The following is a 22296-nucleotide window of genomic DNA, read 5'->3' as shown; positions in this document are numbered from 1 at the left end:
TCCTTTGATAAAGCTATGATGAGCCGAAAATCCTCTCTTCTCAGTTAATACAATTTGGTCTCATGGGCGTTGATGTCGGACAGCGTGACCCATGAAATGGGCTTCGCCCGTGCTGTTGCGGATAGAGTAGTCTTCGTGTGTGAGGGGCGGATTACCGAAGTGGCCCCACCTGACGCCTTCTTCACCGCGCCGCAGACCGAGAGAGCCCGGCAATTCCTCCAACAGATCATTCACTGAATGCCGTCCACGGCCAATCCAAAGAGTGTCCGATATGACAACCCTTCCACTAACCGAATTCCCCTATCGCCTGAGAATTCCGGGTCCCACAGCCATCCCCGAAGCGGTGCGGATGGCGGGTTCGCGTCCGATCATCAATCATCGCGGTGCAGAAATGCGTGTCATCCTGGGCGAGGTTCAGGCGATGCTGCGTCCGCTTTTCGGAACGACGCAGCCGGTGATCCTGCAATCCAGTTCCGGCACTGGTGCGATGGAGACAGCCCTCGTCAATATTCTGGCACCCGGCGAGAAGGTTCTTGCTTGTGTCAATGGTCAGTTTAGCGAACGTTTTGCCAAGATCGCGAGCGCCCTTGGTGCCGAGGTCGATGTACTCGACATTGAATGGGGCAAAGCACCAGATCCGGAAGAAGTGCGTCAACGTCTGACTGGTGGCAATTATCGCGCCGTTCTCGTCGTGCATAATGAAAGTGCGACTGGTGCATTGGCGGACCTGCGTGCTCTTGGCGAAGTTACCGCCAAGTTGTCTACACTTCTCGTGGTTGACAGCGTCAGCGGTGTCGGCGGCGTGGAAATGCGTCAGGATGAGTGGGGTGTTGACGTCGTGGCTACCGGCTCGCAGAAAGCGCTGATGTGCCCCCCCGGACTTGGGCTGATCAGTCTGAGCGCAAAAGCGCGCGCTATCGTTGACAGAGATGATCGCTGCCCGCGTTTCTACTGGGATCTGCGAAAGGCGCTGGCGGTTGTCGAGCAAAATGAGACTGCCTTTACCGCTGCGGTTTCGCTCGTGCAGAGCTTGCATGCTGCATTAAGCTTGATTCATGAAGAAGGTATTGAGCGAGTTTATGCGCGTCACCTTCGCCTGTCACAAGCCATGCGTGCCGGTTTCCTCGCACTGGGTTTGGAAGCCTTTGGGGACCCTTCATGCTACTCGCCTACCGTCGTGGTGGGCGGATTGCCGGAAACCATCAAGGGTGGCGACGTCGTCAAACACATGCTGGAAACTTATAACACGGCCATCGCCGGCGCCCGCAACAAGCTCCAGGGTCGGGTCATCCGTATCGGTACCATGGGAGCCTTTTCCATCGGCGATGTGGTGACGGATCTGCTTTATCTTGGCCGATCATTACAGGCGCTTGGTCACGTCTGTGACCCGGACGCTGCGGTCGCTGCTGCTCTTTCCGCTAATTGCTGAATATGAGAGGACATCCCGAACATGCCCCACATCTGGGTTGAATACTCCGCTAACATCGAAAAAGAAATCAATGTTCCGCAGTTGCTTGAAACCGTGCAGGACGCGCTGATTGATGATGGTAGCATTTTTCCATTCGCGGGAGCGCGTACACGCGGTGTTCGCGTCGACAACTATCTGGTTGTCGACGGTCATCCCGACAATGCTTTTGTGCATGTATTGCTGCGTGTTGCGTCAGGAAGAAGCGAAGCAGACCGAAAAGCTGCAGGCGAAAGAGTCTTCGCGAAAGTGAAGGACAATCTCGCGGCTCTCATGGCGAGCAGACCGCTAGGTCTTTCGGTGCAAATGGAAGAAAGCGACGGGACGGTCAATCTTAAGACCAGCAACTATCGCGACTACCTCAGGATGCGCGCAGCGAGCTGAATGCAGGCAGCGTGGCCACTCAGGTGCCAGGAGATACAAAAACGCAGGCTTTCAGCCTGCGTTTTTCATTTGGAATGTGCAGCGGAGATAACTGTTTGGAGCAAAGCTGCGTTTACTCCATGAGACCGGTTTCAGTCTCCTCCATATCCGGGAGAATGTTGAAACTGTTCATCGTGGTCTCCAGCTCTGCCAGCATGGTTTGAAGTTGCTGTAACCGTTCGTGTCCATATGCTTCCGCGATCCGTTCATAAATTTGAACCGACTGCGGCGTATGCTGCCGGATCAGTTCTTGTCCCTTGTCGGTAAGTGACAATACGCTTCGTCGCTGGTCTTCTTTATCAGTGCGGCGCTTGATGTGCCCGGATGTTTCCAGTGTACGCAGGATTCGTGACAGGCTCGGGCCGAGCAGGAAGGTCAGACGGACGAGATCATTGACGTCGGCTTCACCGGACGAGCTGATTGCCCTGATAACGCGCCATTGTTGTTCAGTAACGTGATGTTCGCGGAGTGAATTCCGAAAATGGCGCATCACCGCTTCCCGGGCACGCAAGAGATGCATTGGAAGCGACATGGAGAATTCACGTAAATCACGTTCAGGAGCGTGACGATTGTCCCCGTGCGCCTCTCCTGCCGATCCAGAGTCGTTTTGCTTCTCTTTCATCGATTGGCGCTCATGCTTCTCAACCTCTTTTTTGTCTGAAGCCAAAAACTATCTAACGGTGCGCTCGATCCTGAGAAAGGCTTACATCACATTAATATCGAGACATCTCCAATTTATCAATTTTATTCAATAAGTTGAGAAGCATTGTTGTGTATGAGGAGTGCTCTCTTCATGTTCGTTCTCGCTAATAACAGTTTCAGCGATTGCGCTTTGGACTTGTCCAGTCAAATCAGCCGCTGGAAATCCGATAATCGCCTGCAAGTGTGTTGATGCAGCAAGACAAAATCATAACCACGCCGTCCGGCGGGTCACAACGGCATCGCTTCGCCGCTATGGCGCATTGGTGGACGACCGGGCGATGGTCTCATTCAAGAAACATGCCGAAAACGAACTGGCAAAGTTATGTGATCGCCGTCGCGAACCCAATGCTTATGCCGAGGTTTATCAATGGTGCTTCTTTAACGCCTCAACCGGTGCGGTAATCTGGGTCTGAACAGTTTTCCAAGCAGCCCCTGTGGGAAAATGATAACAACTACGACAAAGATCACGCCGATTGCCAGCAGCCAGTACTGCCCGATTTTGTCGGACAGTAGATACTCGATATATTTCACCAGAACTGCGCCCAGCATGGCAGCCAGAAGAACCGCTTTTCCACCAACCGCTGCCCAGATCAGGATTTCCGTAGACAAGGCAAATCCAATAACTGCGGGCGAGACAAACGAAAACTGGATTGCAAACAGCGCACCGGCAATTGCTGCTACACCGCCCGAAATGGAAAATGCCATCGTTTTCCAAAGGCCTACATTATAGCCCAGATTGGCCATACGCGTTTCGTTGGAGCTTATGCCGCGAATGACGGTGCCTGTTCTGGATTGCTGAATAAAAAACAATGCGATGTAACACATGAACGTCAGAGACAGGACCACGATGTAGCCTGTCATGGGATCGGCGGTGTCGAAGCTTTGGGTTCCCATGGTCCAGCTTAGCGATGGCACATCGAGCAGTCCGTTGAAGCCTCCAAGATAGTCCCAGTTTGTCGCGATGCGCTCGGCAATGATCGCCATGACGATGGTAACGATGCCAAAATAGGCGTTCTGGATAGCCCGACCGAAAAATAGCGCCGCGCCCAGAAGACTAGCCAGTAGCGCACCGGCCAGAAACGACAGGACAAGAATAGACCAGCCCAGTTCTGGCAGTCCGGGCAGCATGCCTTTTGTGCCAAGTCCGGCGATATAGGCTCCGGTGCCAAAGAAGACGGATTGCCCGAAACACAGCAGACCGGCTTGCCCCCATATGAAAGCGAGACTCATAGCGGCGATGCCATAGACCAGCGTCTGGCCGAACATTGCCAGTTCCCAGTCGCCCAGAATGAGCGGAACGATTGCGAAAACGATCCAGACAAGAATGCTCGCTATCAACCAGGTCGATTTCATTTGCGAACCCCTCCCGAAAGACCTGCCGGGCAGGTGCGGATAACAACAATCGCTAGCGTGAATACGATCATATAGGCCAGAACAGGTGACAGGATCGCTGAAAGGGTAGTGTTGGAAGCGCCAATGACCGCGCTGCCCCACAATGCGCCGAACGGGCTGCCGACGCCGCCAACGAGAATCGAGAGAAATGCCGGTATGACGAAGCCCATGCCCATTTGCGGATCGACGCTCATCAGCGGGGCCATTACTGCCCCTGCGAAACCAGCCAGACCGGCCCCGAAACTGAATGTGTAACGATCAAGTCTGCGTGTATTGACACCCAGACATTGCGCCATTGACCGGTTTGCCATCGCGGCCCGCGCTGCTAGTCCGATTTTTGTGCGGTAGAGACACTGGAATGCGAACACGGCGACAGCTATCGCCATGGCCATCACGAAAAGGCGATAAGAGGAATATTCGAGTCCGAAAAAATGAACTGCGCCTGTAAACGGCGCGTCGATGATCTGTGATGCCGGACCGAAAATGATGATGATTGCCTGCTTGATAGCAAGAGACATCCCCCAGGTCGCCAGAATGGTATCGACCGGGCGGTGATAGATGAAGCGCAATATGCACATGTCGCAAATCAGGCCCACGAGCGAGACGGCAATAAATGCGAGCGGCAGTGCGACCCAGAACGACAAGCCGAAATTTTGCGCCACCAGTACGGAATAAGCACCGAGCAGGAAAAACTCTCCATGCGCCAGATTGATCACCTGCATCAGACCGAAGACGATGACAAGGCCGATGCTGACAAGAAGGAGAACAGAGGTGTAATTCAGGGAATCCAGCAATAAGATGAAAAAGAATTGCATCTAAAGCCCCATGTATTTCTCAAGCAGAGCCGGATTGGCTATTATTTCGGAGGTTTGTACCTGGGCGACGATGGTGCCGTTCTCCAGAAAAGCGACCGACTGCGAAAGCGCTTTTACCAGATCGGTGTTTTGTTCGACGACGATGACGGTGAGCCCTTGCTCACGGCAGATGTTTGACAGGGTCTCGGCGATTTCCTGCACAATTGACGGCTGGATGCCTTCGGATGGTTCATCAAGCAGCAGCAAGTCCGGCTCACCAATCAGGGCGCGGCCGATAGCCAATTGTTGTTGCTGCCCTCCGGACATGGTGCCCGCTTTCTGATTGCGTCTTTCAGCGAGAATTGGAAACCAGTCGAATATTTTCTCGAAACCAGGCCGGGTGATCCATGGCTTGCCAACGAAACCCATGAGAAGGTTTTCTTCGACGGTGAAATCGAGAAAAATCTCTCGTCCCTGGGGAACATAGGCGACACCCAAATTGCTTATGGCATTCGGGGTTAGATCGGAGATTTGCGTGTCGCGGAAATGAATGGTTCCGCGGTTCGGGCTGATAAGCCCCATGATTGTTTTCATCAGCAGGGTTTTGCCCATGCCGTTGCGTCCCATAACGGCCAGCCGGTCGCCAGTCGATACGAACAGTTCAATCCCTTTGAGAACTGAAGCGCCGCGAATATAACCGGATTCCAATGCTCTGATTTCCAACATCAGACATATGCCCCCAAATAGGCTGAACGCACTTCGGGGTCGTTCCTGACCTCGTCATACGTACCTTCGGTCAGAACTTTGCCCCGCATCATGACGACGATGGGGCAGAGAAGCTCGCGCACGAACGTCATGTCATGTTCGATAACCAGTACCGAAGCTCCTGTGGTCTGATTGATCGTACGGATGAGTTCAATCGTTGCGGCGGTTTCGCGGACGGTCATGCCTGCCGTCGGCTCATCCAGCAGAAGCAGGTCGGACTGCTTGGCTGCCAATAGGCAAAGCTCCAGCCTTTGCTTGATGCCATGCGGCAGTTCGGCGGCTATTTTATCCGCGTAATCCCACAGGCCCGCCGTTTCCAAAATTGGACGATATGTCCGTGATTGGCTTCGGCCGAACACGGAAGGCAGTAACTTTCCCCGTGTTCTCTGTGCCAGACTTGCAATTTCAATGTGTTCGAGCACCGTCAGGTCCGGCATGATGCCGGGAACCTGAAATTTCCGACCGATCCCCATTCTGCCGATCTCATGCGGCGACAGGCGGGTAATCTCGCGCTCGTGAAGAAATACACGTCCTGATGCCGGCTTCAGCGTACCGGTAAGCACATTGAAAAGCGTGCTTTTACCGCATCCGTTGGGACCGATGATGCATTTGACTTCACCGGCACCCAGCGAAAGATTCACGCCTTGCAGGGCGTGAACCGATCCGAACGATTTCACGACATTGTCGATTTTCAGATATTGAGCACTCACTGTTCTGGTCCGTCACACAGCACACTGACTCGGCGCGACGGTTTTGCCGATGTATTTCACCTGTTCCAGCTGGCTGTTCTTCACTTCGGCAATCAGCATGTTGAGATCGACATGCTTGTCGGATGCGCGCAGGGTGACTTCGCCATTTCCGAACATCATGGTTTGCCCCGTCAAAGCCTGCATGATGGCGCTCTTGTCGTCGCTGTCGGCCTTTTTGACGGCTTCAAGATAAAAGCGTGTCAGACCGTAATGGCTTTCGGCGTAGTAGCTGACTGTCGCGTTTTCCCCGAACATCGCCTTTTGGCGAGCGACGAAATCCTTTGCTTCGGGGCGGTCCAGAGTCTGCATAAAGGGCAGGGGCGCGATGATGCCCTCGGATTCTGCGCTCGTGAAACCAGATAGATAGTTTTCATTGAAACCGAGAAACGACAGTCTGATCTTGTCGCGCAAGCCGGCGGCATGCATCTGTTTCACGAAAGTCACGCCGTCGGCACCCGGTAGCGTCAGGATGACGGTATCCGCGCCCGAATCCGCAATCTTGCGCAGGGTAGGCGCGAAGTCCTTGACGCCGAATGGTGTATATTCTTCCCCGGCGATATCGCCGCCGAGCTCGGCGATCTTGGCCTTGATGGCATCGTTCATCTTGCGCGGCCACGTATAGTCCGCGCCAAAGAGATAAAACTTGCCCGATTGCGTGGAGGAGAGATAGGGCACGACCGTATCGACAAAATGTGCCGGTACTGCGCTGTAACAGGCGATCCAGTCGCTGCAGACGCCGCCTTCATAATCGGTGGCGTAAAGGAGCGGCGTTTTTGCTTTCTCGACCGTGGACTTGATGGCGTCGCGATTGGCGCTGGTGACGGGGCCGATGATGGCGTTGACCTTGTCGCGACGGATAAGCTGCGTGGCGCGCTCAACGGCAGTGCGCGGATCCGTCTTGTCGTCGGCCTGCACAAGCTCGATCTGTCGACCCAGAACGCCTCCGGCGGCGTTGACCTCGTCAATCGCCATCTTTGCGCCCTGCAAGCCTTGCTGGCCGAACAACTCCAGTCCGCCTGAAAACGGCAAGAGCAATCCTACCTTGAAAGGATCGCCGGATGCCCGCGCAATCGCCGGCATAGAAAGTACGGCGGCGGTAGCCATGCCGCCGAGAAACATGCGGCGCGTAAGATTGAGTTTGCGAGTATTCGCGACTTCGACTGACATCGAACCCCCTCCATTTTGATATCGCTGACGGGTCGCCAGTTCCCTGTTTTTTTCAACTTTTGGCGACCCGCCGATCATTCTTCACAACCTGCAAACGATGTCAATTAATTTGTTTTATTACATATGATTTTATATTTTATGTGATGAATGAAGGCAGAAATAAAGCGATAGGAGATTATGGCTTTCTTCCAAGCATAAAATTATATCATTGTTTTTATTGATTAAATTCATAATAATCTTGATTATTCAATATGGATTCCGTAAATCGTTCATCGAACATAAAGTTATTGCTACTCATACAAATAACTGCAATCATCACGGATATGAAACTTCGGAGGGAACATGTTTCCGGTAAAATTGCGTAAAACTTTGATCCAGATCGAAGAGGTCTATCATGAGGGTGGCCCCGTCCGCTCCAAGCCGGTTCTTCGCGGATCAATTCTCGCCGTCATCGAAAACCCGTTCGCGGGTCGTTATGTCGAGGATATTGTTGGCTTCATGGATGATCTGAAGCCGTTGGGTGTGCAAATGGCCACCCAGCTTTTGAACGCTCTTGGAGGCGACGCCTCCAGGATTGAAGGATATGGCAAAGGTGCTGTTGTTGGCGGCGCAGGCGAACTGGAGCACGGTGCGCTGTGGCACAATCCCGGCGGCTATGCGATGCGCGAGCTTTTAGGTAGCCCGAAGGCCATTGTTCCGTCGGCGAAGAAAGTAGGCGCACCGGGCGTGCGGATAGACATTCCTATCACCCATGTGAACGCATCCTATGTGCGCTCGCATTTCGATGCGATCGAGGTCGGCATTCCGGACGCGCCGCGCGCCAATGAGCTGTTGCTGGTCCTGTCCATGACGACCGGTTCTCGCGTGCACGCGCGGTCCGGCGGTCTGGCTGCGGATGAGATCAAGGGCGACGACGGATTGCGATGAAAACACGGATCAGAAAGATTGTAACCTTCGTAGAGGAAACCCGTATCGAAGGTGGACGGGAACTGGCGGAGCCGACGCGCCGGGCGGCGGCGGTGGCCGTGATCGCTAATCCCTACACAGGTGAATATGTCGAAGACCTCGCACTGCTCAGCGAGATGGGGGAGGAGCTTGGTGAGCTTTTGACAACCCGGGCTGTCGAGGCCTTGGCCATTCCGGGTGACCGCGTGGAAAGCTTCGGCAAGGCGGCAGTCGTTGGGGCTGACGGTGAGCTGGAACATGCGGCGGCGATACTGCATCCCAGGCTCGGTGCCCCTGTGCGCCGGATATTGGGACGCGGGCCTGCCCTCATTCCCTCATCCAAGAAACGAGCAGGCATGGGCGCGCCAATCGACATTCCGCTTGGCCATAAAGACGCTGCGAAAGTCCGGAGCCATTTCGATGGGATGGAGGTTCGCGTGGCGGATGCGCCGCGGGACAACGAAATTGTGGTTGCTGTTTCTGTCACCGATTCAGGCCGCCCGCACCCGCGTGTCGGCGGACTGACAAAGGACCAGATCAAAGGCGAGAACGGCGTGGATTGATCTCGCCGGAACTGATCCGGCGAGAAAATGCGTGTAGAAAAAAGCGGCCAGATTGGCCGCTTTTTTTATTCCTGAACGATCTGCGGAGCCCTGTCCGACGGCGGCGTATTGCGTGAGCGCCCCACGCGAATTTCTCCATCGATCATCACCATGCCAATGCCCGGCAAATTGCCCAGTTCGATGCTTTCAATGAAGCCGTCGCCCGCACCGCCCGTCGCCTGATCCATGAAGACAAGATCGGCGCTGCGGCCCACTTCAATCATGCCGCGATCATCGAGATTGCGGAATTTGCATATATTGCCGGTCGCAAAGCAAAAGGCCGTTTCCACGGACACGTCGCCCAGTGAAACCAGATGGGTGATGGTGCGCAGGATGCCCAGTGGTTGGACGCCGGAACCGGCTGGGCCATCCGTTCCGAGCACCACACGATCCAGTTCGCCGCGCTGTTTGGCGATATCCAGCACATAAAGGCCCGCCTTGAGATTGCCGTTGTGAACGATTTCGATGGCGCGGGTGCTTTTCTCGCAAATCTGTTCGAGTTCGTTGAAGGGAAGTGCGGTGGGGCCACCATTGATATGTGCAATGATATCGGCATCGACTTCAATGACGACATCGGCGCCGATCCGTCCCGAGCCGGGGATCGAATTGCCGCCCGTATGGGTCATGGATGTCATGCCATATTTGCGGGCCCATGCGATCATTCTCTTGCCCGTCGGGCCGTCTTTCACTTTGCCAAGCCCGACTTCGCCGATCAGCCGGACGCCTGCTTCGGCCAGTTCCTTGAAATCCTGTTCCGTCATGCCCGGTTCGAGCACCGGCGCGCCTGCAAGCACTTTCATGCCTGTCGGTCGGAAGTTTGAAAAAGCACGCTGCGAGGCAATGCCCAGTGCCTTGACCCCGATCACATCGTTGGGGCGACCGGGATAATGCGCTTCGCCGGCGGAAATAATGGTGGTGACGCCGCCGTGAACTGTCGAATCCATCCAGCCGATCTGATTTTGGCGCGGTGTCCAGTCACCGGCAACGGGATGCACGTGATTATCGATCAGGCCGGGACTGACGGCAGAGCCGTTTGCGTCAATGATCCTGTCACCGGAGCTCGTGGAAATCTCATCCTTTTTTCCCAGTTTCGTTATGATACCGTTCTCCACGACAATGGTATCGATGTCCAAAATGGGATTTCGAATGTCTCCGCTCAGTGTAAGTCCGATATTTCTGATAACGGTGCGTTTCGGATCGGTCATGTTTCTCCCCTGTTTTTCTTCTTGAATGTGCGCTCCAAAGTGGCGCGTACGAAAACGTTTCCCGCAAAGGCGGGAACCATTTTCATTTAGAAGCGTTTAAAAACAAATAGTTAGCGTGGTGTTGACGGCTTCTGGAACTGAAGCCGAAATTAGGCTTCGGGGTCGGCGCTGATCTTGATCAGCATATCCATGAAAGAAATCTTTTCTTCATCGCTGAGAGGCGCCAGCAGGCGTTCTCCCACCTCGCTGCTGTCCTTGAGACGATCGATCGTGAAGCTCAGCCCTTCATTCGTCAGGGTGAGGACGCTCAAACGCTGGTCTGATTTCGATCGGCTACGGTGAATCAAGCCGTCATTGATCAGTTTACGCACCACGACACTGATGGTCGAAGGGTCCATGGATGTCATGCGGCCAAGATGGTTCTGGGAAACCGCGCCATATTTCAAAATGGTTGCCAGCGCCGCAAATTGCGGTGGAGACAGGTTATCCATCCCCATGATGCTCTGAAATATGAGTGTCGCTTTCTGGTGCACCTTGCGCACTGCGAAAGCCGGATGCGTATCCAAATCGTATCCGCTGCGCGCATAAGCGATTGCCGCTTCATCCCGGTCCAGAATCTGGTCGCCGTCATGGGGTGCAACAGTCTTTCGTACGCGTTTTCGCGGTGCGGGGCTCACTTTTGTATGTTCTTCAGCCAAACTGCACCTCAGGCGTTGATGATGTTTTCAATGGGCGCGCCACTGTTCAGCGCCGCAACTATATCATCCGAATTGCACACAACGCCAAAATGTGTGGCGATATCGTACAACGAACTGGCCTGCTCGCGCGGGCCGGTTGCAGCGCAGCAATCCTGGGGGACCAGAATCTCATATCCTTCGAAAAAAGCATCGGCGACGGTTGAACGAACGCAGATATTGGTGACGACGCCGAACACGATAACTTGTTCGACCATCATATCCTTGAGCGTCAGATGCAGGTCCGTCTGGTAGAATGACGAATAGCGCCTCTTGGTAATGTGGATATCGTCTTCGCGGGCATTGAGATCGGAAATGATCTCGGTTCCCCACGAGCCTTCCTCGCCATGTGGACTCCGCTTGAGAAATTCACGCTCGCGGCGCATTCCCTTCCTGTGAATGTCATGAACCCAGAAGACAGGCATTCCGTTTTTGCGCGCCTTCTCGATCACCGCCAGCTGCGGCGGGACCAGTGTTTCATAGCCTGGCAGAACCATTTTGCCGCCCGGCTTGCAGAACTCATTGATCATATCCACGACGATAATGGCGGCTTTCTCCGCTCGCAGATCGAATGCCGCTTCAGCCTTATGTGCGGAAAATACATCGACAGACATGGTTCACCCCTAAATCTTGTTATCTTTGGCGGACAAGCCGCGCGGAAATATTTCACGAATTGCGTTGCTTCAATAGGTCCCGCCGTCGGGGCCATTGGCGTAACTCTGGAGGGTCTGCCCGCCATCAATTAGCCAGGCCGCACCATTGATGTGGCGGGCGCTGTTCGAAGCGAGAAACACGACGACCTCGCCGACATCTTCCGGCTGGCCAATGCGCAGCGACGGAATTTTTGAGGCGAAGCGCGCAACCGCTGATGTGCTGCCCACGTTTCCATCCTCAAGGCCGGGAACTCCGAGACTCGTTTCGATCACGCCCGGACAGACTGCATTGATCCTCACGCCGTATGGAGCAAGATCGAGTGCAGCCGTCTTGGTCAGGCCGACAACGGCATGTTTGGTTGCCACATAACCGACGCCACCGGACAGGACATCCCAGTTGGACATGGATGAGCCCATGTTCACGATGGCGCCCGCCCTGCGTTCTGTCATATGCATCGCAGCATATTTCAATACCAGAAACTGGCTGCGCAAATTTACATTTACGATATGATCCCAGTCGGCGCTGCTCCACTCGTGAATCGGGCGAACCGCACCTGCAATGCCGGCATTGTTGAAAACGGTGTCGAGCGATCCGTACGTACTAATACAATAATCGATGACCTTGCGTACGTGGATTTCGTTAGTGACGTCACCGCTGATGACAGACACTTCACCGAAGGCGGACAAGTGTGCTTTCATCTTGTCGAGCTTCACAGAATCAATGTCGGCCAACACCAGATTGGCGCCCCGTTCGAGGAAGAGTTTCGCAGTGGCGCTGCCGATAGCACCAGCACCTCCTGTTACAAGAACGGTTTTCCCCAAAAAATCTTTCATTACAAAGACTTCCTCCGAGTTTACTTGAACTGGCCGTATTCACGCCAGCTATGGCGGGGCCGGAAACCGATCAGGGTTTCGGCTTCCCGATTGGAAATAAGACTGGCGAAGCCTTCCAGCGGTTCCTTCAGTGCAACGCCTGGATAGAACCTTTCGATCAGTTCGACCGACATGTGTTTGGAATAGGTGTCTGCGGCTGAAATAAAAAAACGATTATGTCCCCGTAGTTTAGCCTGGGAAGACAGGATAAAGGCCCGGGCTGCGTCCCGTGCGTCCACATAAGCCCAGAGATCCAGCTTTGCGTCGTCCGTGTCGCGGCGGGGCAAGACATCGCGTGCGAAAATATGGGTGTCCTGGATCCACGGCATGCGGATACTGATCGCATCGCCGCCGGTGCGGGCCACCCAATAATCAACGATATTCTCGCCTAGGAGTTTTGTCAGTGCGTAAACATCCATCGCTTTGGTCGGATGTTGCGAATCAACCGGAAAATAATCCGGCGCCAGCGGCTTGTTGGCGAAAGGCAGGCCGATGGTGCTGAAGGAGGACGCATAAATCAAACTATTGATTTTATTGCGTTCCATGGCTTCAACGACGTTAAACATCAGCGACATGTTCGTGTTGTAGACGTCCTGGACATCGTAGCCCACGGGCCGGGGGAGCGATGCGATATGAACCACATGGTCCACATTTCTGACCAGTTCCAGCGCCGCATCGAGACGGGTCAGGTCCGCAACAGTCACGTCCAATCCATCGTGTTGCGCAATATCGACGCCTGTGACCTTGTAGTCGGCATCCTTGAAGGCGCGCGTTACATAAGAGCCCAGCAGCCCTGCGGCACCGGTTACAAGAACGGATTGCGCCGTCTCGATTTTATTTTTCTGTTCTGTCATTCGTTGCCTCGAATATGCCCTTGACAGACAATCAGTCTTTTCGCAATTTATTCGTACACAAACAATAATTGTCGTCAAGTGCAAACGACGACGGTCTGGGAGTACATCGAAATGAAGTTGGGATTGAAGACCCTTGCTGTATCCGCATTTATCGGTTTGGGCATGTTGTCTGCACCGGTCGCGGCGCAAGACCTGAAGGTCGCGGCCATTTCGGGCTATTTTTCGCAGGGCTTCGGCATTTCGATCATCAAGGGTCTGGAGCGCGCCAAGGGCGATTTCGGCGTCGATCTCAAGATCGTGGACACGGGCAATCGGGCGCTTGATTATGAAGAGCAGTTCAACAATCTCGCGAAGGACGGGCAGTACGACCTGATCTTCGTCATGGGTTGGGAGTTGGTCGATGCCTTGCAGAAGTCTAACAAGGCTTACCCGAACCAGAAGTTCATCTTCATCGATGGCGTGCTCGACAGCCCGACAATGACTTATATCGATTTCGTGGAGGAAGAGGGCTCCTTCCTGGTCGGCGCGCTGGCTGGCCTGATGACGTCCCAGCAGGTCGAGGGGTTCGACAGTTCCTCGCAGGTCGGTTTCGTCGGCGGGCGTGACATTCCGGTTATACGCAACTTCCTGACAGGTATGGAGCAGGGCGTCGCGCAGGTCGCAAGTGATGTTTCCGTCAGCAGCGTTTTTGCCGGTACGTTCGACGATCCGGCCAAGGGCAGCGAACTGGCGATGGCGCTTTACGGCCAGGATGTCGATCTTCTTTATCAGGCGGCGGGTCCGACAGGCGAGGGCGTGTTGCAGGCAGCCAGAGCGGCAGGCAAATATGCGATCGGCGTGGATGTCGATCAGTGCCCGACCGCTCCCGGTGCCATGCTGGCATCCATGCTCAAGCGCGCGGATATTGCGGTTTATGACCTGATCAAGGGTGAGGTCGACGGAAATCCGGTCAAGCCCGGCGCATATGCTTACGGTGTGAAATCCGGTGGTGTCGAGCTGAAGATATGCGACGACATGAAGGACAGGGTGCCAGCTGATATTACAGCCAAGCTGGAAGAGGCTCGCAAAGGCATTGCTGACGGCACCATCGCCGTGAAGATGAACCAGTAACTGAAAAACACGACGCAAGCCTGCCGGATTTGGCGGCGGGCTTGCGCTCATCGAGCATGCAGGGCGTCATCCCGTGACGTGGCGATAGTGCACGTGTCGTTTTGGCGAAACACCGATTTTCGGAACCGCGATCCATGACTTATGCAATCGAACTACAAGGCATCACCAAGCGGTTCGGCGCGCTGACAGCAAACGACCGAATCGACCTCAAGGTCAGGAAGGGCGAGATTCACGCGCTGGTTGGCGAGAATGGCGCAGGTAAATCGACGTTGATGAACATCTTGTTCGGCATTCACCAGCCGGATGAGGGTGTTATTCGCATAAATGGCCAGGAAGCCGTCATGTCTTCCCCCAAGGTCGCGATCGAGCGCGGGTTGGGAATGGTCCATCAGCATTTCAAGCTGGTCCCCTCGCTCACCGTTGCCGAGAATATCTTTCTGGGAATGGAAATAACGCATAACGGCCTGATCGATCATAAAGCCCAGATCGACAGGGTGCAGGAAATTTCCGAGACTTTCGGGCTTAAGGTCGATCCCACAAAGCATGTCAGCGAGCTTTCGGTTGGGGCTGAACAACGCGTTGAAATTCTGAAAGCGTTGGCACGGGGCGCCGAAATCGTCATTCTCGATGAGCCGACAGCCGTTCTGACGCCGCAGGAAAGTCGCGAACTCTTCAAGATATTGCGGAATTTCGTGCAGCAGGGAATGACCGTCGTCTTCATTTCGCACCACCTTTCCGAAGTCATGCAGCATTCCGAAACGATCACTGTTCTGCGGGACGGCAAGGCGGTCGGCAGCAAGGTAACCAGGGACATGACGGAGGACGAACTCGTCCGGATGATGGTGGGGCGTGAGGTGAACTTCTCCCGGCGCCCCCGCAATCCGACGCGCGGTCAGGAAGTGCTCAGGCTCTCCGGCGTCTATGCCCGTGACGGACGCGGAACGCCGGTTCTTCAGGATGTCAGTTTCGGTGTGAATGCGGGAGAAATCGTCGGCATTGTCGGTGTTGACGGCAATGGCCAGACCGAACTTGCCGAAGTGATCGCCGGATTGCGCAAGCCGTCTCACGGCAGCATTCTTCTTCAAGGCAAGGAAATTGCGGGCGAAACGCCAATGGGCGTCCGCGAAACGGGATTGGCGCACGTGCCCGGTGACCGCCTCACCTACGGGGTGAACGCCGCTGACACGATCACCGCCAATCTCGTGATGGGGCGCCAGCATCGTAAGCCATGGGCGACAAACGGCTTTGTAAATTGGCGTTATGCAACCGAACAGGCGGTGGAGATGATCCGCAAGTTCGACATTCGCGCCATGGGGCCGAAAACCACCGTCAAAACCCTCTCGGGCGGCAACATGCAGAAGGTGGTTCTCGCCCGCGAATTTTCTCAGAATTGTCCTTTCCTGATCGTCGATCAGCCCACCCGGGGCGTCGATATCGGCGCGATGGAAGGCATTCACGAGGAGATCATGAAGCAACGCGAACGCGGAGCTGCGATCCTGCTGATCTCCGTGCAGCTCGATGAAATTCTCAAACTCGCAGACCGCGTACTGGTCATGTTTTCAGGAATGATCGCCGGTGAAGTCGATCCAGAAACGGCGACCGAAGATGAAATCGGTTACCTGATGGCGGGCTCCAAAGCCGGCGGCGCAAAAATGGTATCCCAATGACTGCGCAAGACAATCTAACGGCGGCGACGCAACCGACGCCAAAAAAGCCGCTGCCGGACTGGATCGAAAATCTGTTGGGCCAGCTGCTTGCCATTTTCATTTCTCTGGCGGGCGGTGCGATCATCATTCTGCTCGTCGGTGAAAATCCGCTGCATGTTTTCGCAACCCTCGTGCGGGGGGCGTTCAGCAGCACCGAGCGGCTGGCGGGAACGCTGCTTCAGGCAACGCCGATCATCGTTTGCGGTGTGGCGGCGTGTGTCGCCTTGCGCGGCGGCCTTTTCAATATCGGTGTTGAAGGGCAGCTTTATCTTGGCGGCTTCGCGGCCGCATGGGTCGGTTTTGCCTTCACCATGCCGCCGGTCCTCCATATGATGGTGGCCATGTTCGCGGCCATCGCGGCGGGGGGCTTGTGGATATTGATCCCGGCGTTCTTCCGCGCGCGCTACGGCACGAACGAAGTGGTTTCGACAATCCTCAGCAACTATATTGCCATCCTGCTGACGTCGTTTCTCACTATTTCCGTGTTCAAGCGTCCGGGCGGCTGGTCGGAAACCGACCCTGTTGCACCGACAGCTTATCTGCCGCAGATTTTCGAGTTTTCGCGGCTGAACATCGGTCTGTTCATCGGCGTTATTCTGGCAGTCGCTTTCCAGCTTTTCCTCAAATACACAAGTGCTGGCTATTCTATGACGGCGATGGGCGCAAACCCCAAATTCGCAGCCTATGGAGGTGTGAACATCAAGCGCAATGTGTTCGTGATCCTGCTGGTTTCGGGAGCCGTCGGCGGACTGGCAGGGGGGATTGAGACGTTGGGTGTCCATCACCGGTTCATGGAGGGCTTTGCCCCCGGCTTCGGGTTCGATGGCGTGATCGCAGCGCTTCTGGCCAACGGCAATCCCATAGGCGTCATCGGAACTGCGCTTTTCTTTGGTGCACTGCGGTCCGGCTCACTCCTGATGGAGGTTGAAACCAGCGCCTCGCGTGAAATCATCACGGTCATTCAGGCGTTTATCATTCTATGCGTATCGGCGCAGATCCTGTTCCGCCGCCGCAATAATTTCAGTGGAGAGCGCCGGTGGAAGTTCTAGACAAGATATTCACCGTCACATTGCTGGCGGCGACGCTGCGCACCACGGCACCCATTCTTCTTGTGTCCCTGGGCGGCGCCTTCACCACGAAAGCCGGTATCTTCAATATCGGTCTGGAAGGTCAGATGCTTCTGGGCGCATTCTTTGCCGTGCTCGGATCGATCTGGACGGGATCAGCCCTCGGCGGCCTGGTGATCGGCGTATTGGCGTCCGTAATTGTCGCCGTGATCTTTTCATTGCTTGTCGTGACGATGCGCGCCAACGAAGTGGTTGTGGGCCTCGCGCTCAACATCATGGCGGGCGGACTGACGATTTCCCTGACAAAGGCCATTTTCGGCACGCGCGGATCGATCGTCAGCCCGGATATTGTGGGCCTGTCGGCAATCCATCTTCCGTATGCGAAGTATCTCGGCCAGTTCGGCAAAGCGATTTCCGGCTACACGCCGCTTGTCTATCTCGCCTTCATCATGGTTTTCGTGGTGTGGCTGGTGCTTTATCGAACCAAGCTCGGGCTCTATATCCGGGTGACCGGGGAAAAGCCGGAGGCAGCCCAGTCCATCGGCATTCCGACAGCGAGAATGCAGCATATCGCATCCCTGATCTGCGGTGTTCTCGCGGGACTGGCTGGCGCGCATCTTTCGCTGGGCTACATTACGATGTTTGCGGAAAACATGTCTGCAGGGCGCGGTTTCATGGCCGTGGCGGTGCTCATCTTCTCCAATGGCGATCCGGTCAAGGTTCTGCTGGGCTGCCTGCTGTTCGGGTTTTCCGATGCGCTCTCCCTGCGCCTGCAAACCTTCGGTCTTCCATCATATCTCGTCCTGATGGTCCCATATGCGGTCACTCTCGGCGCGCTGTTCGTGTTGACCTACCGCCAACGTCCGAAATTCTTCAAGGAAACACTGGAAAGCATGGCGCTCCTGAAGCGCCCTCAATAAGGGTAAGATCAAGGTATGGAACGTATAATACTGGATGTCGATTCAGCAGGCGACGATATTCTCGCAATATTGTTCGCACTGGGTTGCAACGGCATTAAGCTTGAGGGCATCACGTCTGTTACAGGCGCTGCGGGGGATATCGAGCAGGTTACCAACGTGGTTTTGAACACGCTGTCGCTTGCCGGTCGTGAAGACGTTCCTGTCGCAAAGGGGGCTTATCGTCCGCTGGTCGGCAATTCCCGCGAGGATATGCTTGCCCCGGTACACTTCGAGAAACAGCTTCAGGCCCGTTTCGGAGAACAGCTGAAGGGATTCAATCCGCCCGCGCCTGCTCCAAGCCATCAGCCGATCGCCAAGCACGCCATTGATTTCATGATCGATCTGGTGCGGGCCAACCCGCATGAGATTTCGATTGTGGCCACTGGTCCGCAAACCAATGTGGCGATGGCACTCCAGATGGCGCCGGATATCGCGAAACTGGTCAAGCAGATCGTGGTTCTCGGTGGGTGTTTCGCCACCCCTGGTAATATAACGCCGGTTTCCGAATACAATATCTGGGCTGACCCGGAAGCTGCTCGTGTGGTGCTGCGATCGGGCGCTCCGATCATTCTGGTTCCGCTGGACGTCTGTGAAGACAACCGTGTCGCGGCCTCGATGCTGACGCGCGATGATCTGAACGATTTCGCATCGCTCTATCCGGAAAACCGCATCACATCCTATGTGTGCGAGAACTTCCCCATCTATATCGACATCTGGCGCGAATTTTTCGAGCTTGTCGGCTTTCCGCTGGATGATGCCATCGCGGTTTCGGCTGTGCTGCATCCGGAATTCTTTGAAATGACCAAGCCTGTCTTTGTCGACGTCGCGCTTAGCGAGCGGCTTGTGCGCGGTCAGACAGTGGCTTTCACCGGTCGCCAGATTCTACCGTTCTCCGGCCCCGAAACAACGCGTGTCTGTCGCAATCTGAACGGACGCCAGTTCCTGAGCCTGTTCAAGAAATCCATCGCACAGCTTGGCTGAAGAGTGAAAAGAGTAGCATAGATGAAACAAATTCCTGTCATCATGGATTGCGATCCTGGGCATGACGACGCCATTGCGCTCGTCATGGCGCACAAGTCCGACGCAATCAATCTCCTTGGCGTCACGACCGTTTGCGGCAATGCAACGCTTGAACGCACGACGATCAACGCTCTGCGTATTCTGGAGTTCATCGGCGCGGGGGATGTGCCTATTGCGCAAGGCTGCGGGACGCCTTTGAACAGGCCGCTCGTTCTGGGCACAGCCGACGGTCCGAGCGGTCTTGAAGGCACGCCGGATCTTCCCGAGCCGACGATGAAACTGGTCGATATGCATGCCGTCGACTTCATCGCAAAAATTTTGCGCGAACATCCGGAGCCGGTCACGCTGGCGCCGACCGGCCCGCTGACCAATATCGCCATGCTCCTTCTCAAATATCCTGAGCTGAAGCCCAAGATCGCGCGTATAGTGTCCATGGGCGGTGCTTTTTTCCGTCGCACCGAGTATATCACGCCGACGGAATTCAATATCTTCTGCGATCCGGAAGCTGCGCGCATCGTGATGGACAGCGGCATCGATGTGACCATGGTTGGTCTGGATGTCACCATGCATGTTCTCGTGGAAGAGGAACAATTCGAAGAACTGCGCAAGATCGACACTCCGCTCGGCAAGGCGGTTCTCAACTGGCTGAAGTTCTACGAAAAATTGCATCGCGGCCAGATGGGTGTCGGTGGGGCGCTGCATGATCCGCTGGTTTTGGCAACGATCATAGACCCGTCGCTTATCGAAAAGCGCCGGGCACATGTCGCCGTTGATCTTACGGGAACCTATACATTCGGCGCCACAGTGGCCGACTATTGGCAGGAGCGAAGGCTACCCGATAATGTTTGGGTAGCGACGCGTGTGAATTCCGAAGGGTTCTTCGATCAGTTATACTCCCTTCTTCGATAGTAGCGCCTTGGTTCAAGTTGCACTGTTGATCTCTAGCAACTGTGTCTAAGTTGAGCTTTGATGTCACCATACGGCGCCGTTTTTGAGGGTCTGCTGCAAAAATTTCGGTGCGATAAAGCGTAGCTAATCGCTCGAGGCAACTCTGCCGCAAGCGCTGTGAATTGTTGTTTGAGTGAAAGCGGTGCGGTTGATCCGAAATTACCTTGCAGCTTTCGCATCATGTAAACGAGCTCGATGCCGGCGAGCGAGATGCTAGCAGCGACTTCGGACTTGAAACCGAGTATGGATCGTATCCGTCGTTTGACAAGGCGATGATCCTGTTCGATGGAGTTGTTCATGGACTTGATCGTGATGGGCCTTTCTCCCTGTCGCAACCGGCTCTCGACATCGCACTGGATGATGGTCGTCCAATTGGTCTGGCTACCGTCAATTGTGATCTTCTCTGGCCTGCCATGTCGGGTCAGCGCCTTGCGGATAAAGCGTTTAGCAGCTTTCAGGTCGTGGTTTCTATTGAACAGCAACAGCAACTCGAAGGCACTGCGGATGCTGACAATGGCACGAAACAGATACATCCCACTCGCCCTTGACCTGCACATAGGTCTCATCCAGATTCCATTTGCATTTGACCGGACGCTTCTTCCGATTGAAGCCGTCAATCGGGGACGGGGGCGTCGTCCGGAGCAAAATCGTGCAATCATCAACGGCACACTTTGGGGACTTCGTTGCGGTACGCCGTGGCGGGATGTTCCACCCCAAATACGGCAACTGGAATACGATCTATTGACGCTTTCGGCGCTGAAGCGAAGCCGGGGTCTGGGAGGTCGTTTCAGTCACCCTTGCTGAGATCATGGCTGACAGTGGCCACCACAGCATCGATATTACCACGGTTCGCGCGCATATTTCGGCAGCGGGCGGAAAAGGAGGATTAATCGACGTGCTCTTGGCCGCTCGCGGGAGGGGGCACCAGTAAACTTCACTGTCTGGCTGATGCCAGAGGAAGACCGCTTGCCTTCCACCTAACGGTTGGCGAGACGGCAGATTGCAAGGCTTATGACACATTGATCAGCTTTCCCGAGCAAGCGCCACAGGCGCTTCTTGCTGATAAGGGCCACGATGCGGATGCCATTCGTAATAATCTTGCCAGCCGCAATATTGAACCCGTCATTCCCGGCAGAGCAAACCGCCGCGTGAAGATTGAATATGATCGCACTCTGTATAAACAGCGCAACTTAATCGAACGGATGCTCGGCCGACTGAGAATCAACCGCGCCATTGCCACCCGATACGACCAACTCGCCGAGAGTTTCATCAGCATGGTTCATATTGCCACCGCAAGATACTGGCTCAAAGTCGTCCACGCTGCCTAGCAGCATGGGGCTGAAATGCAGAACCCAGCGGTGCACTGTGGAATGGTCCCTCGCGATGCCGCGCTCGGCCATCATTTGCGCAGGCTCAGATTGTAAGTCAGGTACCCTCAATCACACATAAGGATGATAGACTTATCGAAATGGCGGCCTTTGAACATCGAATAATCCAGCTTTTTGAAAGCTGGGATGACCATAATCAGCGACGTTCATCCCATGTAATATAAATACCAAAAAAGGGACGGTCAGGCTCGTGCTTTTCGGTTGGTCCGTGCTCGTGTGTAGATCCAGTCAATGGCAAGCATCACCAGCAATGATGCGCCCACCAACGGGAATATGATCCCCGGTTACAAGGATAAGCAGAAATCCCCAGAACACACGCCTGCCAGATGGCATCTACGGTACCCCCAGAGAATCTTCGGGTGGTCGCTTCTTCATTGACTTTACCGCTCCATACACTGGACCATGGCATTCCGGTGACGGCACGGAAAACGATGAAAAAACCGACGAATATCCCGGTTACTGCGTGCCTATCCCGCCAGAATATGCGCTTTGAAGGTGTGCCGCGCACGCTTACCACACCGCCAGCATGTTTTCGGGGCCACCTGAGATAAATGCCTGTAGAGATCCGATGAGATAGTTTTTAGGTTGGGCAGTTGGAACGCGCCTCAAATGGAGAGCAACATGGATGTTGGTGACTGGTAATCATAATCAACGGTCTGGCCTAGAACGTTAAATGGATAGGTAGCTGGTGAAAATAACATTGACAAACTTTGCCAATCTGCGATTTTAATTGCAGTGAAGGGAGAATTTGATGGTAACGATGAACGTATCGCTC

22 protein-coding genes and 4 pseudogenes are annotated in these 22296 nt (G+C 54.8%); 12 read left to right on the top strand and 14 right to left on the bottom strand.

Annotated elements, in window-relative coordinates; genetic code table 11:
* Positions 1–84: 84 nt before the first annotated feature.
* The 3 genes and pseudogenes from glnQ to KWJ32_RS26210 all read left to right on the top strand — a co-directional run.
* Positions 85–237, top strand: a pseudogene (gene glnQ / locus KWJ32_RS26220) (glutamine ABC transporter ATP-binding protein GlnQ); the annotation flags it as partial.
* Positions 238–271: 34 nt separating this feature from the next.
* On the top strand, positions 272–1429 hold the full coding sequence (locus KWJ32_RS26215; RefSeq protein ID WP_256886519.1) for an alanine--glyoxylate aminotransferase family protein: 1158 nt from the start codon (positions 272–274) through the stop codon (positions 1427–1429).
* A gap of 21 nt (positions 1430–1450) precedes the next feature.
* The gene (locus KWJ32_RS26210) at positions 1451–1849 is read left to right on the top strand and encodes a 5-carboxymethyl-2-hydroxymuconate Delta-isomerase (RefSeq protein ID WP_112585083.1); all 399 of its coding nucleotides are present in this window, start codon (positions 1451–1453) and stop codon (positions 1847–1849) included.
* Positions 1850–1961: 112 nt separating this feature from the next.
* Here KWJ32_RS26210 and hpaR read toward each other — a convergent pair whose 3' ends face one another.
* From hpaR to KWJ32_RS26180, 6 genes are all read right to left on the bottom strand, one after another.
* Positions 1962–2555: a homoprotocatechuate degradation operon regulator HpaR gene (gene hpaR / locus KWJ32_RS26205; RefSeq protein WP_346016099.1), complete on the bottom strand. Its 594-nt coding sequence runs from the start codon at positions 2553–2555 to the stop codon at positions 1962–1964.
* 413 nt (positions 2556–2968) lie between these two features.
* Complete coding sequence (locus KWJ32_RS26200; RefSeq protein ID WP_256886518.1) at positions 2969–3943, bottom strand: branched-chain amino acid ABC transporter permease; 975 nt, start codon at positions 3941–3943, stop codon at positions 2969–2971.
* Positions 3940–4797 (bottom strand): branched-chain amino acid ABC transporter permease, encoded by an 858-nt coding sequence (locus KWJ32_RS26195; RefSeq protein ID WP_256886517.1) that lies wholly within the window; start codon positions 4795–4797, stop codon positions 3940–3942. The genes KWJ32_RS26200 and KWJ32_RS26195 overlap by 4 nt, the downstream gene beginning before the upstream one ends.
* Positions 4798–5502, bottom strand: a complete 705-nt coding sequence (locus tag KWJ32_RS26190) for an ABC transporter ATP-binding protein (protein ID WP_112585092.1) — start codon at positions 5500–5502, stop codon at positions 4798–4800. It lies immediately after the preceding gene.
* The gene (locus KWJ32_RS26185) at positions 5502–6251 is read right to left on the bottom strand and encodes an ABC transporter ATP-binding protein (RefSeq protein ID WP_256886516.1); all 750 of its coding nucleotides are present in this window, start codon (positions 6249–6251) and stop codon (positions 5502–5504) included. Before KWJ32_RS26185 ends, KWJ32_RS26190 begins: the two co-directional genes overlap by 1 nt.
* 12 nt (positions 6252–6263) lie before the next feature.
* On the bottom strand, positions 6264–7457 hold the full coding sequence (locus KWJ32_RS26180; protein ID WP_256886515.1) for a substrate-binding protein: 1194 nt from the start codon (positions 7455–7457) through the stop codon (positions 6264–6266).
* A 342-nt stretch (positions 7458–7799) separates the two neighbouring features.
* Between KWJ32_RS26180 and KWJ32_RS26175 the strand changes: the two genes are divergently transcribed.
* Both KWJ32_RS26175 and KWJ32_RS26170 read left to right on the top strand, forming a co-directional pair.
* Positions 7800–8384, top strand: a complete 585-nt coding sequence (locus tag KWJ32_RS26175) for an amino acid synthesis family protein (protein WP_112585096.1) — start codon at positions 7800–7802, stop codon at positions 8382–8384.
* Complete coding sequence (locus KWJ32_RS26170; RefSeq protein ID WP_256886514.1) at positions 8381–8965, top strand: amino acid synthesis family protein; 585 nt, start codon at positions 8381–8383, stop codon at positions 8963–8965. Before KWJ32_RS26175 ends, KWJ32_RS26170 begins: the two co-directional genes overlap by 4 nt.
* Before the next feature lie 65 nt (positions 8966–9030).
* Here the strand turns inward: KWJ32_RS26170 and KWJ32_RS26165 are convergent, their stop codons facing one another.
* The 5 genes from KWJ32_RS26165 to KWJ32_RS26145 all read right to left on the bottom strand — a co-directional run bounded on the left by KWJ32_RS26165 (position 9031) and on the right by KWJ32_RS26145 (position 13323).
* Entirely contained in the window at positions 9031–10209 is a 1179-nt protein-coding gene (locus KWJ32_RS26165) for an amidohydrolase family protein (protein WP_256886513.1), read from the bottom strand.
* A gap of 149 nt (positions 10210–10358) precedes the next feature.
* On the bottom strand, positions 10359–10886 hold the full coding sequence (locus KWJ32_RS26160; RefSeq protein ID WP_256886512.1) for a MarR family transcriptional regulator: 528 nt from the start codon (positions 10884–10886) through the stop codon (positions 10359–10361).
* Positions 10887–10915: 29 nt separating this feature from the next.
* Positions 10916–11557 (bottom strand): isochorismatase family cysteine hydrolase, encoded by a 642-nt coding sequence (locus KWJ32_RS26155; protein WP_256886511.1) that lies wholly within the window; start codon positions 11555–11557, stop codon positions 10916–10918.
* Between the two features lie 69 nt (positions 11558–11626).
* Complete coding sequence (locus KWJ32_RS26150; protein WP_256886510.1) at positions 11627–12430, bottom strand: SDR family NAD(P)-dependent oxidoreductase; 804 nt, start codon at positions 12428–12430, stop codon at positions 11627–11629.
* 20 nt (positions 12431–12450) lie between these two features.
* The gene (locus KWJ32_RS26145) at positions 12451–13323 is read right to left on the bottom strand and encodes an NAD(P)-dependent oxidoreductase (RefSeq protein WP_256886509.1); all 873 of its coding nucleotides are present in this window, start codon (positions 13321–13323) and stop codon (positions 12451–12453) included.
* Positions 13324–13434: 111 nt separating this feature from the next.
* Between KWJ32_RS26145 and KWJ32_RS26140 the strand changes: the two genes are divergently transcribed.
* The 6 genes from KWJ32_RS26140 to KWJ32_RS26115 all read left to right on the top strand — a co-directional run bounded on the left by KWJ32_RS26140 (position 13435) and on the right by KWJ32_RS26115 (position 20094).
* Complete coding sequence (locus KWJ32_RS26140) at positions 13435–14433, top strand: BMP family ABC transporter substrate-binding protein (RefSeq protein ID WP_256886508.1); 999 nt, start codon at positions 13435–13437, stop codon at positions 14431–14433.
* A gap of 134 nt (positions 14434–14567) precedes the next feature.
* A complete protein-coding gene (locus tag KWJ32_RS26135; RefSeq protein WP_256886507.1) occupies positions 14568–16100 on the top strand; it encodes an ABC transporter ATP-binding protein in 1533 nt (510 codons plus the stop codon).
* Positions 16097–17188 (top strand): ABC transporter permease, encoded by a 1092-nt coding sequence (locus KWJ32_RS26130; protein ID WP_256886506.1) that lies wholly within the window; start codon positions 16097–16099, stop codon positions 17186–17188. Before KWJ32_RS26135 ends, KWJ32_RS26130 begins: the two co-directional genes overlap by 4 nt.
* Positions 17176–18126: an ABC transporter permease gene (locus KWJ32_RS26125; protein WP_256886505.1), complete on the top strand. Its 951-nt coding sequence runs from the start codon at positions 17176–17178 to the stop codon at positions 18124–18126. The genes KWJ32_RS26130 and KWJ32_RS26125 overlap by 13 nt, the downstream gene beginning before the upstream one ends.
* A gap of 15 nt (positions 18127–18141) precedes the next feature.
* Positions 18142–19146 carry a nucleoside hydrolase gene (locus KWJ32_RS26120; RefSeq protein ID WP_112585114.1) on the top strand — a complete coding sequence of 335 codons (1005 nt, stop codon included), beginning with the start codon at positions 18142–18144 and terminating at the stop codon, positions 19144–19146.
* 21 nt (positions 19147–19167) lie between these two features.
* Complete coding sequence (locus tag KWJ32_RS26115; RefSeq protein WP_256886504.1) at positions 19168–20094, top strand: nucleoside hydrolase; 927 nt, start codon at positions 19168–19170, stop codon at positions 20092–20094.
* Positions 20095–20237: 143 nt separating this feature from the next.
* On the opposite strand, the pseudogene KWJ32_RS26110 reads toward KWJ32_RS26115, so the two are convergent.
* Positions 20238–20757, bottom strand: a pseudogene (locus KWJ32_RS26110) (DDE-type integrase/transposase/recombinase); the annotation flags it as partial.
* A 317-nt stretch (positions 20758–21074) separates the two neighbouring features.
* Between KWJ32_RS26110 and KWJ32_RS26105 the strand changes: the two are divergent.
* Positions 21075–21461 carry an IS5 family transposase gene (locus tag KWJ32_RS26105; RefSeq protein WP_256886520.1) on the top strand — a complete coding sequence of 129 codons (387 nt, stop codon included), beginning with the start codon at positions 21075–21077 and terminating at the stop codon, positions 21459–21461.
* Here KWJ32_RS26105 and KWJ32_RS26100 read toward each other — a convergent pair.
* Both KWJ32_RS26100 and KWJ32_RS26095 read right to left on the bottom strand, forming a co-directional pair.
* Positions 21462–21619: pseudogene (locus tag KWJ32_RS26100) on the bottom strand (IS6 family transposase); the annotation flags it as partial. It lies immediately after the preceding gene.
* Positions 21620–21885: 266 nt separating this feature from the next.
* Positions 21886–22086, bottom strand: a pseudogene (locus KWJ32_RS26095) (PepSY domain-containing protein); the annotation flags it as partial.
* Positions 22087–22296: the final 210 nt, after the last annotated feature.

The organism is Ochrobactrum sp. BTU2 (genome assembly GCF_024539785.1).
GTDB classification, from domain to species: domain Bacteria; phylum Pseudomonadota; class Alphaproteobacteria; order Rhizobiales; family Rhizobiaceae; genus Brucella; species Brucella anthropi.
Note: the sequence above shows the minus strand (reverse complement) of the source record. Positions and strands in the feature narration are given on the sequence as shown.